14 protein-coding genes are annotated in these 14,727 nt (G+C 41.8%); 11 read left to right on the top strand and 3 right to left on the bottom strand.

Annotation, left to right across the window (positions count from 1 at the left end; genetic code table 11):
- Positions 1-2 precede the first annotated feature (2 nt).
- Together B1202_RS08565 and B1202_RS08560 are read right to left on the bottom strand one after the other, a co-directional pair.
- Positions 3-704 carry a CoA transferase subunit A gene (locus tag B1202_RS08565; RefSeq protein ID WP_078190155.1) on the bottom strand — a complete coding sequence of 234 codons (702 nt, stop codon included), beginning with the start codon at positions 702-704 and terminating at the stop codon, positions 3-5.
- 197 nt (positions 705-901) lie between these two features.
- Positions 902-1,783, bottom strand: coding sequence for a LysR family transcriptional regulator (locus tag B1202_RS08560; RefSeq protein ID WP_078190154.1), 882 nt, complete (start codon positions 1,781-1,783; stop codon positions 902-904).
- A 343-nt stretch (positions 1,784-2,126) separates the two neighbouring features.
- On the opposite strand from B1202_RS08560, the gene B1202_RS08555 reads away from it, so the two are divergent.
- From B1202_RS08555 to B1202_RS08525, 7 genes are all read left to right on the top strand, one after another.
- The gene (locus B1202_RS08555) at positions 2,127-3,113 is read left to right on the top strand and encodes a quinone oxidoreductase family protein (RefSeq protein WP_078190153.1); all 987 of its coding nucleotides are present in this window, start codon (positions 2,127-2,129) and stop codon (positions 3,111-3,113) included.
- Between the two features lie 18 nt (positions 3,114-3,131).
- A complete protein-coding gene (locus B1202_RS08550) occupies positions 3,132-3,980 on the top strand; it encodes a TauD/TfdA dioxygenase family protein (protein ID WP_078190152.1) in 849 nt (282 codons plus the stop codon).
- A gap of 56 nt (positions 3,981-4,036) precedes the next feature.
- Entirely contained in the window at positions 4,037-5,086 is a 1,050-nt protein-coding gene (locus B1202_RS08545) for a 3-keto-5-aminohexanoate cleavage protein (protein ID WP_078190151.1), read from the top strand.
- A gap of 120 nt (positions 5,087-5,206) precedes the next feature.
- On the top strand, positions 5,207-6,553 hold the full coding sequence (locus tag B1202_RS08540; RefSeq protein ID WP_078190150.1) for an MFS transporter: 1,347 nt from the start codon (positions 5,207-5,209) through the stop codon (positions 6,551-6,553).
- The gene (locus tag B1202_RS08535; protein WP_078190149.1) at positions 6,550-7,203 is read left to right on the top strand and encodes a DsbA family oxidoreductase; all 654 of its coding nucleotides are present in this window, start codon (positions 6,550-6,552) and stop codon (positions 7,201-7,203) included. The genes B1202_RS08540 and B1202_RS08535 overlap by 4 nt, the downstream gene beginning before the upstream one ends.
- Entirely contained in the window at positions 7,200-7,523 is a 324-nt protein-coding gene (locus tag B1202_RS08530) for a Rieske (2Fe-2S) protein (protein WP_078190148.1), read from the top strand. The genes B1202_RS08535 and B1202_RS08530 overlap by 4 nt, the downstream gene beginning before the upstream one ends.
- Complete coding sequence (locus B1202_RS08525) at positions 7,520-8,548, top strand: YeiH family protein (protein ID WP_078190147.1); 1,029 nt, start codon at positions 7,520-7,522, stop codon at positions 8,546-8,548. The genes B1202_RS08530 and B1202_RS08525 overlap by 4 nt, the downstream gene beginning before the upstream one ends.
- Before the next feature lie 83 nt (positions 8,549-8,631).
- Here the strand turns inward: B1202_RS08525 and B1202_RS08520 are convergent, their stop codons facing one another.
- A complete protein-coding gene (locus tag B1202_RS08520; protein WP_078190146.1) occupies positions 8,632-9,642 on the bottom strand; it encodes an AraC family transcriptional regulator in 1,011 nt (336 codons plus the stop codon).
- 302 nt (positions 9,643-9,944) lie between these two features.
- Between B1202_RS08520 and B1202_RS08515 the strand changes: the two genes are divergently transcribed.
- From B1202_RS08515 to B1202_RS08500, 4 genes are all read left to right on the top strand, one after another.
- Entirely contained in the window at positions 9,945-10,550 is a 606-nt protein-coding gene (locus B1202_RS08515; protein WP_078190145.1) for an RBBP9/YdeN family alpha/beta hydrolase, read from the top strand.
- 134 nt (positions 10,551-10,684) lie between these two features.
- Positions 10,685-12,517 carry a DUF1302 domain-containing protein gene (locus B1202_RS08510; RefSeq protein ID WP_078190144.1) on the top strand — a complete coding sequence of 611 codons (1,833 nt, stop codon included), beginning with the start codon at positions 10,685-10,687 and terminating at the stop codon, positions 12,515-12,517.
- Positions 12,518-12,748: 231 nt separating this feature from the next.
- Complete coding sequence (locus tag B1202_RS08505) at positions 12,749-14,386, top strand: long-chain-fatty-acid--CoA ligase (RefSeq protein WP_078190143.1); 1,638 nt, start codon at positions 12,749-12,751, stop codon at positions 14,384-14,386.
- A 38-nt stretch (positions 14,387-14,424) separates the two neighbouring features.
- Positions 14,425-14,727 (top strand): isocitrate lyase/phosphoenolpyruvate mutase family protein (locus B1202_RS08500; RefSeq protein WP_171262623.1); only part of this gene is annotated, 303 nt, incomplete at its 3' end.

The following is a 14,727-nucleotide window of genomic DNA, read 5'->3' as shown; positions in this document are numbered from 1 at the left end:
ATTTAAGCCTCCACTTTTAGGGTCATTTGTTCAATGCGTTTATTGGGCGTAGTATTGAGTACCAAGCGGTTGACATAGATGCCTGGTAAATGAATGTCATCTGGATCTAGCTCACCAATTTCGACAATCTGCTCAACTTCAACCACAGTAATTTTTCCTGCCATTGCGCATTCGGGATTAAAGTTTCTCGCGGTTTTTCTAAAGATTAAATTGCCAGCTTTATCCGCTTTATAGGCTTTAACCAAGGCAATATCTGTGGTGATGGTCTGTTCTAAAATATAGTCTTTACCGCCAAAGTTACGGACTTCTTTACCTTCGGCAATTAAAGTGCCGACACCTGTTTGAGTAAAAAAGGCAGGAATGCCTGCACCACCTGAACGAAGTTTTTCAGCTAAGGTACCTTGCGGTGTTAATTCGACTTCAAGCTCGCCTGTTAAAAGCTGGCGTTCAAACTCTTTATTTTCACCAACGTATGATGCAATCATTTTCTTAATTTGCTTGCTAATTAACAATTTGCCTAAGCCAACGCCGTCTGTTCCTGCATTGTTAGAAATACAGGTTAAGCCCTTAACTTGAGTTGCTTGTAAAGCATCGATCAGCATTTCTGGAATGCCGCATACACCAAAACCGCCGACAGCAAAACTCTGATGATCTTTTACAATATCTGCCAATGCTTCTGTTGCTGTTGCAAAGACTTTATTCATTCCATGAACCTAGTTTTTAATGATGTCTTATAACTAGCACTGGCGGATAAATTTGAGAAATTGATAATTTTTAAGGTGTAATTAAAAAAATGAATGAATTGAAAAATTGCATCCTTATTAGCAAAAAAAATGTCATGGTGTAGAGGCATTAAAAGCTCAATATGTCAGTAATCAGCGCAGAGAAAAGTAGCAAAAGATTAACGGTAATATTCAGTGATCATGTCGAGAAATTGGGCAGAAATATTCGACAATTGCAGGTCTTTTTTATATAGAAGGCCCAATTGCAAATGGATGTCTGCATCTGAAATATCAAGCAGAACATGCTGATTTGGGGGAATCATTTTTTCAAAACGGCGTGGTATTGCGCTGACGCCTAAATCTAAAGTGACAAAATGCGCCAGTGAACTAACTTGATGGCATTCAAGCTTTAAATCCAAAGTGAGGTCATTTTCCGCGGCTTTTGTTTCAACGATCTGCCGAACAATGGATGGATTTTGTAAAGTGGCAAAGGGATAGGACAGCAGTTCCTTCCACGTTACTGTTGTATTTTGGGCCAATGGGTGATGAATCGGTAGGAGCGCGATAAAATCTTCTTGAAATAAGGGCTGAAAATTTAAATGTTCAATATGGTCGGGCTTAAAGCAGATGCCAATTTCAAAGATGCCTTCTTGGATTTTCTCAATAATTTTTTCATTGGGCACGTCATGGATAGAAAAATGAATATTGGGATATTGTTTAGAAAATTCATGCAATATTTCGGGCAAAACCGCATGGGTCGCATAGGGCATGGATGCAATATTTAAAGTGCCTCTTTTTAGCTTAAAACGCTGTTTGAGGTCTTTTTCCATATCCTGCCAATTGGCTAAAAGTTTTTTAGCATAAGGAATCAGTGACTCACCTTCAGGGGTCATCTCTACACGGCGGGTATTGCGTTTAAATAATTTGCCGCCTAATTCTTCTTCTAGGGTTTTAATGCTGATACTGAGCGCAGATTGGCTAATGCACAATTCATCTGAGGCTTGGGCATAATTTAAGGTACGTGCCAAGATTAAAAAAGCTTTTAACTGTTTGAGTGTCATTGTTCTGTCTCAGTTTTAATTTATTTATTCAATGAAATATATCGTTTTAATATCTCTTGGATTATTGCATCAGTTGGCAGTGATTTATAGGATTGCACATGAAAAGAATAGAGAACGATAAATAAGCACAGTAAAAATGGCTTAAATTTAGATTTCTGTAAATATTTGAAATATATTGATTAAAATTATAAATCTTTATTATGGGATTAGATATCTGAATTTATCAAATAGTAGTGTCGCAAAATGATAAGTCGATGTCGTGATATGTAAAGTGGCTTGTCTTCTGAGTGATGTAGTTTTGCTGAATAGTTTATGCATTAGATAAAAACAGCAGGGATCGATGATGAGCAGCAATCACGCAGTACGCTTTAATGAAGTTGGCGCACCAGATGTTATGTACCTAGAAGAGATTGAAGTGGGTGAGCCCGCTGCAGGTCAGGTTCGTGTACGCCATGTTGCAGTGGGTTTGAATTATGCGGATACCTATTTCCGTGACGGCACATACAAAATTCCGCTGCCAAATGGGATGGGCGTAGAAGCATCAGGTATTGTGGATGCGGTTGGCGAAGGCGTCAGCAATGTTCAGGTCGGTGACCGTGTAACCTATACCGGTTTTATCAATACCTTGGGCGCATACAGTACAGCTCGATTGGTTGATGCAAACGTGCTGATCAAATTGCCAGAAGGCATTTCTTGCGAAACCGCTGCGGCAATGACTATGCGCGGTTTAACCTCTGCATATTTAATGCGCCGTATTTATGACTTTAAAAAAGGTGACAGCATTTTATTGCATGCTGCGGCAGGCGGTGTCGGTCTGATTGTTTCACAGTGGGCAAAATTACTTGGTTTAACCGTGATCGGTACAACTTCATCGGAAGAAAAAGCTGCGATTGCCCGCGCACATGGCTGTGATCACGTGATTAATTATAGCCATGAAAATGTTGCTGAATGTGTACGTGAACTGACCGATGGCGTCGGCGTGCATGTGGTATTTGACAGTGTGGGCAAAGACACCTTTATGTCATCACTTGATTCATTAAAACGCCGAGGCTTGATGGTATGTGTTGGGACTGCTTCAGGTCCAATTCCAGATTTCAATCCAGTATTACTGGCGATGAAAGGTTCACTCTTTATCACACGTCCGGCATTGGCTGACTACATTGCAGATCCTGCAGAAAAGCAGGCTTTGGCAGATGAAATCTTTGCGCATGTCAGCAGTGGCCGTATCAAAATTGAAATTAATCAGCGTTATGAACTTAAGGATGCAGTTCAGGCACATCGTGATTTAGAAGCACGTAAAACTACGGGATCATCCATTTTTGTGATTTGAGTTTGAAAAGGATTTCATATGCAAGTTGAAAAATTAAGCTGTCATATTGGTGCTGAACTGAAAGGCATCAATATTGCGGATGCGATTCAGGATGATGACCTATTCGCCGAAATCCGCAGCCATTTATTGCAGCATCGGGTTTTATTTTTAAGAGATCAAAATATTAGCCGTGCAGAGCATGTGGCATTTGCAGAGCGTTTTGGTCAGTTGGAAGATCACCCCGCAGTGGGCAGTCATCCGGACCATCCAGGGCTGGTACAGATTTATAAAAGTCCAGATAGCCCAATTGACCGTTATGAAAATGCATGGCATAGCGATGCAAGCTGGCGAAAAAACCCACCGATGGGTTGCGTACTGCGCTGTATCGAATGTCCAACAGTCGGTGGCGATACCATGTGGACCAATATGGTGATGGCTTATGAAAACTTGCCTGAACAGATTAAAGAAAAAATTGCTGATCTGCGTGCCTATCACAGCATTGAAGCGAGTTTTGGCGCAGCGATGCCTATCGAAAAACGTTTGGCTTTAAAAGCGCAATTTCCAGACGCAGAACATCCGATTGTACGTACACACCCTGAAACGGGTGAGAAAATTTTGTATGTGAATGCCTTCACCACACATATTAGTAATTTTCATACCAAAGAACATGTGCGTTTTGGTCAGGATGCCAATCCGGGAGCATCTGAGTTGCTGCGTTATTTGATTACTCAGGCCTATATCCCAGAGTATCAGGTGCGTTGGCGCTGGCAGCCAAACAGCATTGCGATTTGGGACAACCGCAGTACACAGCATTATGCCGTGATGGATTATCCAGCGTGCCACCGCAAAATGGAGCGGGCAGGCATTATTGGTGATGCAACTTATTAAGTTGCACAGCACACATTTCAATCATTTTACGATTTTAAATACATAAGGAGATGCACATGCAATTCTTTGATGACTCATTGCACCCAGAAAACATGGAAAAAGTGGTGATTACTGTTGCGCCATATGGCCCAGAGTGGATGCCTGAAGATTTTCCAGAAGATATTCCTGTAACAATGGAAGAACAGATTCAAAAAGCAGTGGAATGCTATGAAGCGGGTGCTTCTGTTTTACATTTGCATGTGCGTGAACTCGATGGCAAAGGCTCGAAACGTTTATCAAAATTCAATGAGCTGATTGCAGGTGTGCGTAAAGCTGTACCGGATATGATCATTCAGGTGGGCGGTTCTATCTCTTTCGCACCTGAAACTGAGGGTGAAGCTGCCTTATGGCTGAGTGATGATACCCGTCATAAACTTGCGGAACTTGACCCAAAGCCAGATCAGGTCACAGTTGCGGTGAATACCACGCAAATGAATATTATGGAGCTTTTATATCCTGAATATTTAAAAGGTACGTCTTTAGAACATCCTGCGATTCAAGCGGCTTATGCAGAAATGACCGTTCCTGCAGGTCCAGAATGGCTTATTGAACATCTTAAGCGCTTAGCTGCCAACGGTATCCAGCCGCATTTCCAACTTACAGGTATGCATGGACTAGAAACTTTAGAACGTCTGGTACGCAAAGGTTTATATAAAGGCCCAATGAACATTACGTGGATTGGTATTGGCGGCGGTTTTGATGGTCCGAATCCATTTAACTTCTTTAATTTTGTACACCGTGTACCAGATGGTTGCACTTTAACTTCTGAATCATTGCTAAAAAATGTATTGCCTTTAAATACCATTTCTATGGCGATGGGCTTGCATGCACGTGTGGGCAATGAAGACACGATCATTGACCATAAAGGTGAGCGTTTCTCTTCAGTTGAGCAAATTAAGCAAACTGTTCGTATTGCGCATGAACTTGGCCGTGAAGTGGCAAATGGTAAAGAAGCGCGTGAAATCTACCGTATTGGTGTGCAATACGACACGATTGACGCAACCTTATTGGCCAATGGCATGGCGCCAAACCGCAAGCCGGGTCAAAAAGGCGTACCTCAGCGTTAAGCCAAGCTCCGACTTGAGTGAGACGGATTTTTGAACTCAAGTCACAACTGAAGAGCGCACTTAATTTAAATGTGGTTCTTCAGTTTCAAATACACCAATTAAAAATACAAGGAGGTTGCTATGGGTGCGCATGAGTATTCCGCTCCAGCAACAGGTATAGATACATCTATAGGTATTCCACGCCGTTATGCTTGGATTGTTTTTGCCTTGACCTTTGGGCTGCTCATTTCAGATTACATGTCGCGTCAGGTTTTAAATGCCGTTTTTCCGCTGATTAAAAATGAATGGACATTAACAGATAGTCAGCTCGGTTTATTGAGCGGCATTGTTGCTTTAATGGTCGGTTTATTAACGCTGCCTTTATCTATTTTGGCCGATAAATTCGGTAAGGTAAAAAGCTTAACCTTCATGGCTGTGCTGTGGAGCTTAGCGACTTTAGGCTGTGCAATTGCAGAAAGTTATGAGCATATGTTGTTTGCCCGCTTTTTAGTGGGTGTGGGCGAGGCCGCTTATGGCAGTGTCGGTATTGCCGTGGTTGTGGCGGTATTTCCACGTGACATGCGTGCAACTTTAGCCAGTTCATTTATGGCAGGTGGTGTCTTTGGCTCATTTTTAGGTATGGCACTTGGCGGCGTGTTAGCACAGCATTTCGGTTGGCGCTGGGCATTTGGCGGGATGGCGATATTTGGTTTAATTTTGGCGACATTATATCCGATTTTAGTTAAAGAAAAGAAAATTGGTACGATTCCAAAAGAAGAATTGGCTAAGCAGAAAAAAGAAACGCAAAAGAATCATTTAAGAACGATTTATTCAAGCCGTTCAGTGATAGCAACATATATTGCTAGTGGTCTGCAACTGTTTGTTGGTGGTTCAGTTATCGTTTGGTTTCCAAGTTATTTAAATCGCTATTATGGCATGGCCACAGATAAAGCTGGCGTGCTAGCTGCGGTCATCGTATTAAGCAGTGCAGTCGGCACAATTTTATGCGGAATGTTGTGCGACCGTTTAGGTAAGGATCGTCCAGATCGTAAAGTGACCTTAGCCATTATTTATTGTTTGTTGGGCTGCATCTTATTATCCATTGCTTTTGCATTGCCTACAGGAACTGCGCAATTGGTGATGATTGCCCTTGGTATGTTTATGGCGTTAGGAACCAATGGGCCGTCGAGTGCAATGGTTGCCAATCTAACCCATAACGCGGTGCATAGTACGGCTTTTGCGACTTTAACTTTAGCGAATAATTTCCTTGGATTAGCTCTAGGACCCTTAGTCATTGGAAAATTATCCGATGTCATTGGTTTACATCATGCATTTCAGGTCATGCCTGCGGTGAGTATTTTATCTGCTGCAGTCTTCTTCTATGCAAAAAGACATTATTTAAAAGATGTCACAAGGTTTAATTTACAAGTGGCATCAGAACAAAAAGTAACTCGCCATGCATTATCAGAAGCAGGTGAACACAAATGAAATTAATAATTGATTTAGATGTATATTTTGATTTTATTTGCCCTTGGTGCTTAATTGGCAAACGTCAGCTACAGGTTGCCATTGATAAGTTAAAACGCACGCATCCACAAGTAGATGTAAATATCAGATGGCGCGGTGTTCAGTTACTTCCGGCGATGCCTATTGATGGTATTCCATTTAAAGCTTTTTATTTACAACGTTTAGGCAGCTCTATGGCCGTGCGTCTTCGACAAGAACAGGTACGCCAAGCAGCAAAAGGTATCGGGGTAGAGATAGATTTTGAGCGCATACCACGCATGCCTAATACCGCGAAAGCACATAGCTTATTAAGTAATGCATTAAAATTAGAAGATGCTAAGCGGCATGATTTACTGCTTGAGGGAATTTATTCGGCTTATTTTCATCATTCTGAAAATATCTCAGATGCATCAACTTTAGAAAAAATAGCAACTTATTGTGGCTACGAAGCAGGACCGATTAAAGCGATTTTAGATTCACCGAATGTGCCTTTTGTTTCGGCAAACACAGGAGGTAAAGGCGTTCCATATTTTGTATTTGATGGAACTTTTGCACTTGCAGGAGCACAGCCTGCAACGATCTTATATCAGGTCATGCTGGAATCACTTGAGGCAAAGGAGATTGAAGTATGAGTCTCCATTTTGAAGTACCCCAAGACAAAATTCCGAGCGTAGGTCAACGAAGCTTTTTAAAAATCGGTGAACAAGCATTCCTATTATTTAATGTAGATCACCATTTATACGTGATAGAAGACCAATGTCCGCACCAAGGCGCATCCTTCTTCAGCGGAAAATTAGACGGCTGTACCATTCAGTGTCCAGCGCATGGACTACGCTTTAATTTAACGGATGGTTGTATGGTCAATTCAGCACTGTTGAAACTGAAGACTTGTGCCGTAGAACACAAAGATGAGCGTGTTTATATTGTACTTGATAGTGAGGTACAAGCATGACTCAAGCAGAACAAATTGAAGTGAGTTCATCCCTTAGTTTAGGACAGAGAATTCGGGAACTTGCACCAGGCTTTTCAGTCAGTTTGGTGGTTGCCGCAGCCGCTACATTTTTGTCGGAGCACTATACTGCGCCAGTGATGCTGTTTGCTTTGCTGCTGGGTATGGGCTTAAGTTTTTTAGCCACAGAAGGGCGATGCAAAGTGGGTATTGAGTTCACAGCCAGAACAGTCATGCGTATTGGTATTGCATTACTTGGCATGCGGATCACGCTAGATCAGATGACAGCTTTGGGCTGGCAGCCGATTGTTTTGGTGATCACGCTGATTATTGTGACTATTTCTGTTTCGATGATTGCCGCAAAATATATGGGCTTTCAGCGGCTTTTTGGCATGTTAACGGGCGGCGCAACAGCCATTTGCGGTGCATCGGCAGCCTTGGCATTATCCGTTGCTTTGCCCAATCATCCGCAGAAAGAAAGAGCCACTTTGTTCACGATCATTGGTGTATCGGCACTGTCTACATTGGCAATGATTGTTTATCCGATGATTGCAAAATGGTTGGCTTTGTCTCCGCAAGAAGCCGGTATTTTCTTGGGCGCAACTATTCATGATGTGGCGCAAGTGGTGGGTGCAGGCTATAGCATGTCTGCCGAGACAGGAGATACTGCAACTGTCGTGAAGTTGATGCGTGTTGCAATGCTATTGCCAGTCATTGTCTGTGCGGTGATGATCACACGCATGCAAGGTAGTGAAGATATTGGAAAACGTCCGCCACTTTTGCCTTGGTTTGCGGTTTGCTTTTTATTACTTGCATGTATCAATAGCACAGGCTGGGTACCAGTGATGGTACAAAGCGGTATGAATGAGCTATCTCGCTGGTGTTTAGTGATTGCCATTAGTGCGCTTGGTATGAAAACCCAATTAAAGGAATTGGCGACGGTGGGTATAAAGCCAATTATCTTGATGGTTGGAGAAAGCATTTTCTTGGTGCTATTGGTGCTGACAGTTATGCATTGGCTGTTTTAGCAGCGTTATATTTCAGTCATGCATTATGTATTTCAAAAATAAAAAGCCTTTTTCGAAGGCTTTTTATTTTTGAAATTTTTATTTTAAGCATTGATGTGATTATTGCGCCACGTTGTAGGTGAAACACCAAATTGACTGATAAACCAGCGGGTAAATGAGCTCGGCATCGAATAACCCAAAATATCAGAAACTTGTCCCAAAGAATAATTTTGATTTTTTAAATATCTGAAGACTAAGGTTTTTCTGACGTCATTAATTAAGATACTAAAACTGGTTTCAGCAGCTTCCAAGCGTCGTTGCAAAGTTCTGACATTTACACCGTGCGTAATCGCCACTTGGTCGATAGTTGCACGTCCCATTGGTAAAAGCAGATAAATACTTTTGCGGATATCAAAAATGATCGAAGATTCGTTTTCATTTTGCAGAATATCAATATCTAGATAGCGCTGTGCATGGTTTGCCATCCCTTTATCTGCATGCGGATTAGCTTTATCCAGTTCGGCAGTTGTACAGACAATTCCATTAAATTCGCTGCCAAACTCTAAAGGGCAACCGAATATGCGTTGATGAACGCTAAGATCACGTGGTGCTTCATGAGTAAAATGTATCGCTAGAGGCCGCCATTTTTGAGACAGTAATGCTGCACAAAAACGGTGAGTAATACCGACAGCCAATTCAATCGCCTGACGGCTGTAATGGGTTGAACCTGCAACGACTTCCACACGAATAATAACCGTGCCTTCCATTTCTTCAATATGCATTTCCAATGCGCTGTTAATCACATTGCGATATCGAACAATGGTTTGCAAAGCATCACGCAAGGTGTGTTGATAACTGAGCAATAAACTCAACTCGCCAAAATCGGCAAGCTGACGCTGTTCGGCCATTAGTAATCCAAAAGCATCACAGTGGCTGTCTAGGGCTGACTGTTCGAGCAATTGAATTGCTTTGTCGACAGAGATCCTTTGTTTACTGTCTTTGAGCTGTGCGGGGTAGATCCCTGCATCAGACAGTAAATGGTAAGGATTCAGATTAAATTGCTGACTGATATCCATATAGTTTTTCAGGACAGCAGTATGGGCTAGTGGAACCACGTAGCTTCTCCTTTTCTTATTATCAACCTTCCTGGTCTGTATTTAGTTATATCGAAAATAATGACGTACGGAAAGTAGAGAATAGTATAGGGCGCAAGAATGCCATGCGCCGAGCGCTTTGAGAACGCAGATTTTATGCAAAACTTATTGAAATATATGCAATCGTTTTAAGGGTTTTTGTCGTGAAATGAAAAGCTTATGTCGCCTCATGTCAACTGCATATTTGAACAGCAATTTATTGTGAATATGAAAGCTGTTTTCAACCAAGTTCAGGTTAAGCATTGTGCTAAGGATGTCATGAAATGGAAAAAATATTCACCAATTCGACTGTGCTCATTGTTCCAGGTCTGCGTGATCATGTTGAGGAACATTGGCAGACGCTTTTAGCGTCTAAATTGCAGAAAGTCCGTACTGTGCCGCCAGCGGAAATTAATCAGCTGAACTGTACAAACCGTGTGGCTCGTATTCAAGCTGAGCTGGAGCAGATTCAAGGGCCAGTCATTTTGGTTGCACACAGTGCTGGTGTATTGATGACCGTGCATTGGGCAGCCCAGTATCAAGCCAAAATTCAGGGTGCACTTTTGGCAGCACCGCCAGACTTATCACAACAATGGCCTGAAAATTACCCGAGTTCAGATGTCCTTCGCCAAGAGGGTTGGGACCCATTACCGGATCAAAAGCTGCCATTTCCAAGCATTGTGGTCGCAAGTACCAATGATCATCTTGCCAGTTTTGAATCTGTGGCGTATTTAGCAGCAGTCTGGGGAAGTGATTTGGTCAATGCAGGCGCGGTAGGACATTTAAACCCTGCATCGGGTTTTGGTGAGTGGCCTTTGGCTGAAGAGCTGATTCTAAAACTCGATCAAACTGATAATAAAAACTATGTAGACAACATGCAATCTGCCTAGCGCATTGATTAGCGAATGCATTTTTATGAAGCGGTATTTCCAAGCAAACGATTTAAAACAAAGCTGCGTCCAAAGATGATCAAGCTGAACAATAAAACAAATCTATTTTTTTAAAATATCAATAAGGACATGATATGAGCGGTTATAAGCGTGTATTTATTCAAAAACGATTAGCAGTGGCTGTGCAGCGCGCAGGTCTATTGATGTGTACGGCTGCTGTGGTGTCTAGCGCTGCTGGCAAAAATTTTGATTTAAATGAACAATGGAAATTGGAAACAAAAACCAATATCAGCATTGGTCAAAGCTGGAGCACGCAAGATGCAGATCCAGCCTTACTGTATCGACCTGATGCATTGAGTATTGGTAAAGAAGGAACGAGTATCGATATCAATGGTGATAACGGGCGGGCCAATTTTGAAAAAGGCGATGCAATATCACAAATTGTTAAAGGTTTAACTGAGCTTCGTTTAAATGGGCAGCAGCAAGGTGCAGTGCTGAGCGCAAAATATTGGTATGACCATGCCTATGAAACTGGGCGCGGTGACTTCACTACATTTGATGATTCTACGTGGCCTCGTTTGGCGAAGTTTAAAGGGATCGATCTTTGGGATGCCTATATCTGGAAAAATTTTAGTTTTGATAATTCAAAAAATTTAGAACTGAAGCTCGGTAAACATGCCTTGAATTGGGGTAAATCTCAGTTCTTCCAAAACGGGATCAATTCCGTCAATGCGGTAGATTATGCAGCAATGAATCGTCCCGGCGGTGAAGCAAAAGAGCGTGTGATTCCAGTCGAAATGTTTTCTTTTTCATCGGCATTAAATGACAAATTGAAAGTCGAAGGCTTTTATCAATTTAAATTTCGTCCATCAGTTCTGGATGGCTGCGGCACATTCTTTGAAGTGTCAGATGTTTTTGCAGAGAACTGTGGGCCGTTATTGATTGGCGGGCCGGGCTTTACTACTGATCAAGCGATCAATGGTCCATTAGATTTCACGGTATCTCGTTTGCCGAGTGAATATGCCAAAGATAGTGGTCAGTATGGTGTTGCGATCAAGCAAATGATTCCGCAGCTCAATAATGCCGAACTAGGGGCATATTTTGCAAATTATCATAGCCGCATGATGCATTTTGACGGCATTGCAGTGACTGCGCCAGGGGCACAAAATTATCATACAGCCCGTATTTTTTCTGTATATCCAGAAGACATCAAGATGTATGGACTGAGCTTAGCTGGAAAAGTCGGAAAAACAGCATATTTCAGTGAGTTAAATTATAAGCCAAATATGCCACTGCATTTTAACAGTACAGACACGGTGTATGCCCAAGCGCTATTTAATGACACGCCGTTAACAGCGCCGGGTGAGACTCTAGAATTGGGTGAACATATTCATGGCTATGCACGTGTGCCGGTCACACAATTTACCCTCGGTGCAGCAAGCAATATTCCAAATGTATTGGGTGCAAGAACTTTGTCCTTTGTGGGTGAATTAGGCGTTAATCATATTGGTGATACCGATAAATATCACTTTGGACGTAGTGGTGCCTTTGGGCGGAGCGGGCTAACCACAGGGGCGTATGATCCAAATGATGTAAATACCTATTGTATTGCACCGAAAACTGGAGATTTATCAGATGAAGAAGTACGAAAATTGAATGAAAAATATTGTAATGATAAGGGCTTCTTTGAGGCGTGGTCGGCAGGTTACCGTTTAAGAGGGGCTTTAAATTATAACGATGTGCTGCCTCAAACCACTGTTACGCCAAGTTTAATGTTTAGACATGATGTCAAAGGCTACGGTCCGAATTTTCAAGAAGGGCAAATAGCGCTAAGTGCAGGGGTTTCTGCAACCTATCAGCAAAAATATACGGCGGAATTGTCTTATACAAATTTCTTTGGATCGAATGAATTCAGTGTGTTAGATGACCGTGATTTTGCCTCACTGGTATTTAAAATGAATTTTTAAAGCATGACGTTATAGTGTTTTTACTAAGCCGAGATGAATAATTTGATCTCGGTTTTTTATTCTAAAAATTGTATGATTTTTCTTCAGCATGTGTCCAAAAGATAAGTCTTTGTCGTGAAATGACAAATGTAAGCTCACAAAAGTGAGTAATTTAAGGATTAAAGACAGCCCAAAAAGCAGTCGAAGAATATCAATAAATTAGTCTAAACAATGTGAATAGGGATGTTTTAGATGATCGGAAATATGATGTTTCAACCGCTGTTGATCAGCAGCCTGATTGAGCATGCCGCACAGTATCATGCAGATACCGCGATTATCTCTAAAAATACAGATGGTTCTATAACTGAAACAACTTGGGGTCAAATTTCAAAAAATTCAAAACGTTTTGCAAATGTGCTTCAAACCTTCGGTTTAACCGTCAGTGATCGTGTTGCTACGATTGCATGGAATAACCATCGTCATTTAGAAACATGGTATGGCATCTCAGGCAGCGGGCTAATTTGTCACACCATTAATCCAAGACTATTTCCAAATCAGCACAAATATATTGTTAATGATGCGAATGATAAGGTACTGATTTTCGATAAAACTTTTCTAAATTTAGTGTTGTCGATTAAAGATTCGATTCCTTATGTAGAAGAATACATTTGCCTAGATGCTTATGACGAGGACGTCTATCGCGCTTTCCCAGAGGTTTTATTCTATGACGATCTGATTGTCCAGCAGAGCGATGAATTTGAATGGCCTGGTTTAGATGAAACCAAAGCTAGTTCTCTATGTTATACCTCTGGAACCACGGGCAATCCGAAAGGCGTGTTATATAGCCATCGTTCAACGGTCTTGCATAGCTATGCAGCTAGCCTTCCGGATTCTTTCCATTTTTCAGCCCAAGATCGCATTATGCCAGTCGTTCCGATGTTTCATGTGAATGCTTGGGGTACGCCATATTCTGCAGCCATGGTGGGTTGCAGCATGATTTTACCCGGGCCAATGCTAGATGGCGCGAGCTTGGTAGAACTAATTGACCGATATAAAGTCACCAATGCATTAGGTGTGCCGACCATTTGGCAAGGTTTACTCAATGCTGCATATCAGTCCGGCAGTAAGCTCGAAAGTTTGGTGCGTAATATTGTCGGTGGAGCAGCGTGTCCGCCATCGATGCTGAAAGCATTTAATGACGATTTTAATTGCGAAACCATCCATGCTTGGGGCATGACAGAAACCAGTCCTTTAGGTGTTGTTAATCAACTCAAAGCAAAACATAGTGAGCTAGACGAATCCGAGCAATTCAAACTTCGTTTTGCTCAAGGACGTCCGCCATATGGTGTCAGCCTGCGCGTTTGTCAGGATGAAATGGGGACTGTTGAGTCAGCACGTGATGGCCGATTAGCAGGGCATCTGCAGATTAAAGGGCATTGGATAGTTGAGTCTTATTTTGACCAATTTGAGCATAGCTTGACTAAGGATGGCTGGTTCGATACAGGAGATATAGCCACTTTAGATCAAGATGGATATATGCAAATTAGCGATCGATCTAAAGATTTAATTAAATCTGGCGGAGAGTGGATTTCTTCGGTTGAGCTAGAAAATATTGCAATTGAGCATCCAGAGTTAGATATGGTTGCAGTGATTGCAGCCGTGCATCCAAAGTGGGATGAACGGCCAATTTTAATCGCTAAAAAATCGGCTGAAAGCTGCGTATCAGAAGCAGAAATTTTAGACTTTTATAGTAATAAAATTGCCAAATGGCAAATTCCAGACAGAGTTGTCTTTGTTGATGCTATTCCTGTAGGTGGTACTGGAAAAATTTTAAAGAAAGATTTACGTGAAACTTACGGTTCAATTTTATTGAACGATGTTGTTGCGTAAGGATTTAACATTCACTATTGATATTCATGGAAAGGAATATGACACAACAAACGTCTGCAGGCTTAAGATTTAGACAAGCATTGGAAGTAGAAAAACCATTACAAATCATTGGTACAGTAAATGCCTATGCAGCAATGATGGCAAAAGAAGTTGGCTATAAAGCCATATATTTATCTGGTGCAGGTGTTGCGAACTATTCATATGGTTTACCTGACTTAGGCATGACCAGCTTAGACAATGTTTTGGAAGATGTTCGTCGTATTACCGAACGTGTAGATACGCCATTACTTGTCGATATCGATACAGGTTGGGGCGGTGCATTTAACATTGCTCGTACTGTG

Source organism: Acinetobacter amyesii (assembly GCF_002018365.1).
Classification (GTDB): Bacteria; Pseudomonadota; Gammaproteobacteria; order Pseudomonadales; family Moraxellaceae; genus Acinetobacter; species Acinetobacter amyesii.
The sequence above is the reverse complement of the archived record's forward strand: the minus strand, read 5'-3'. Positions and strand labels throughout refer to the sequence as shown.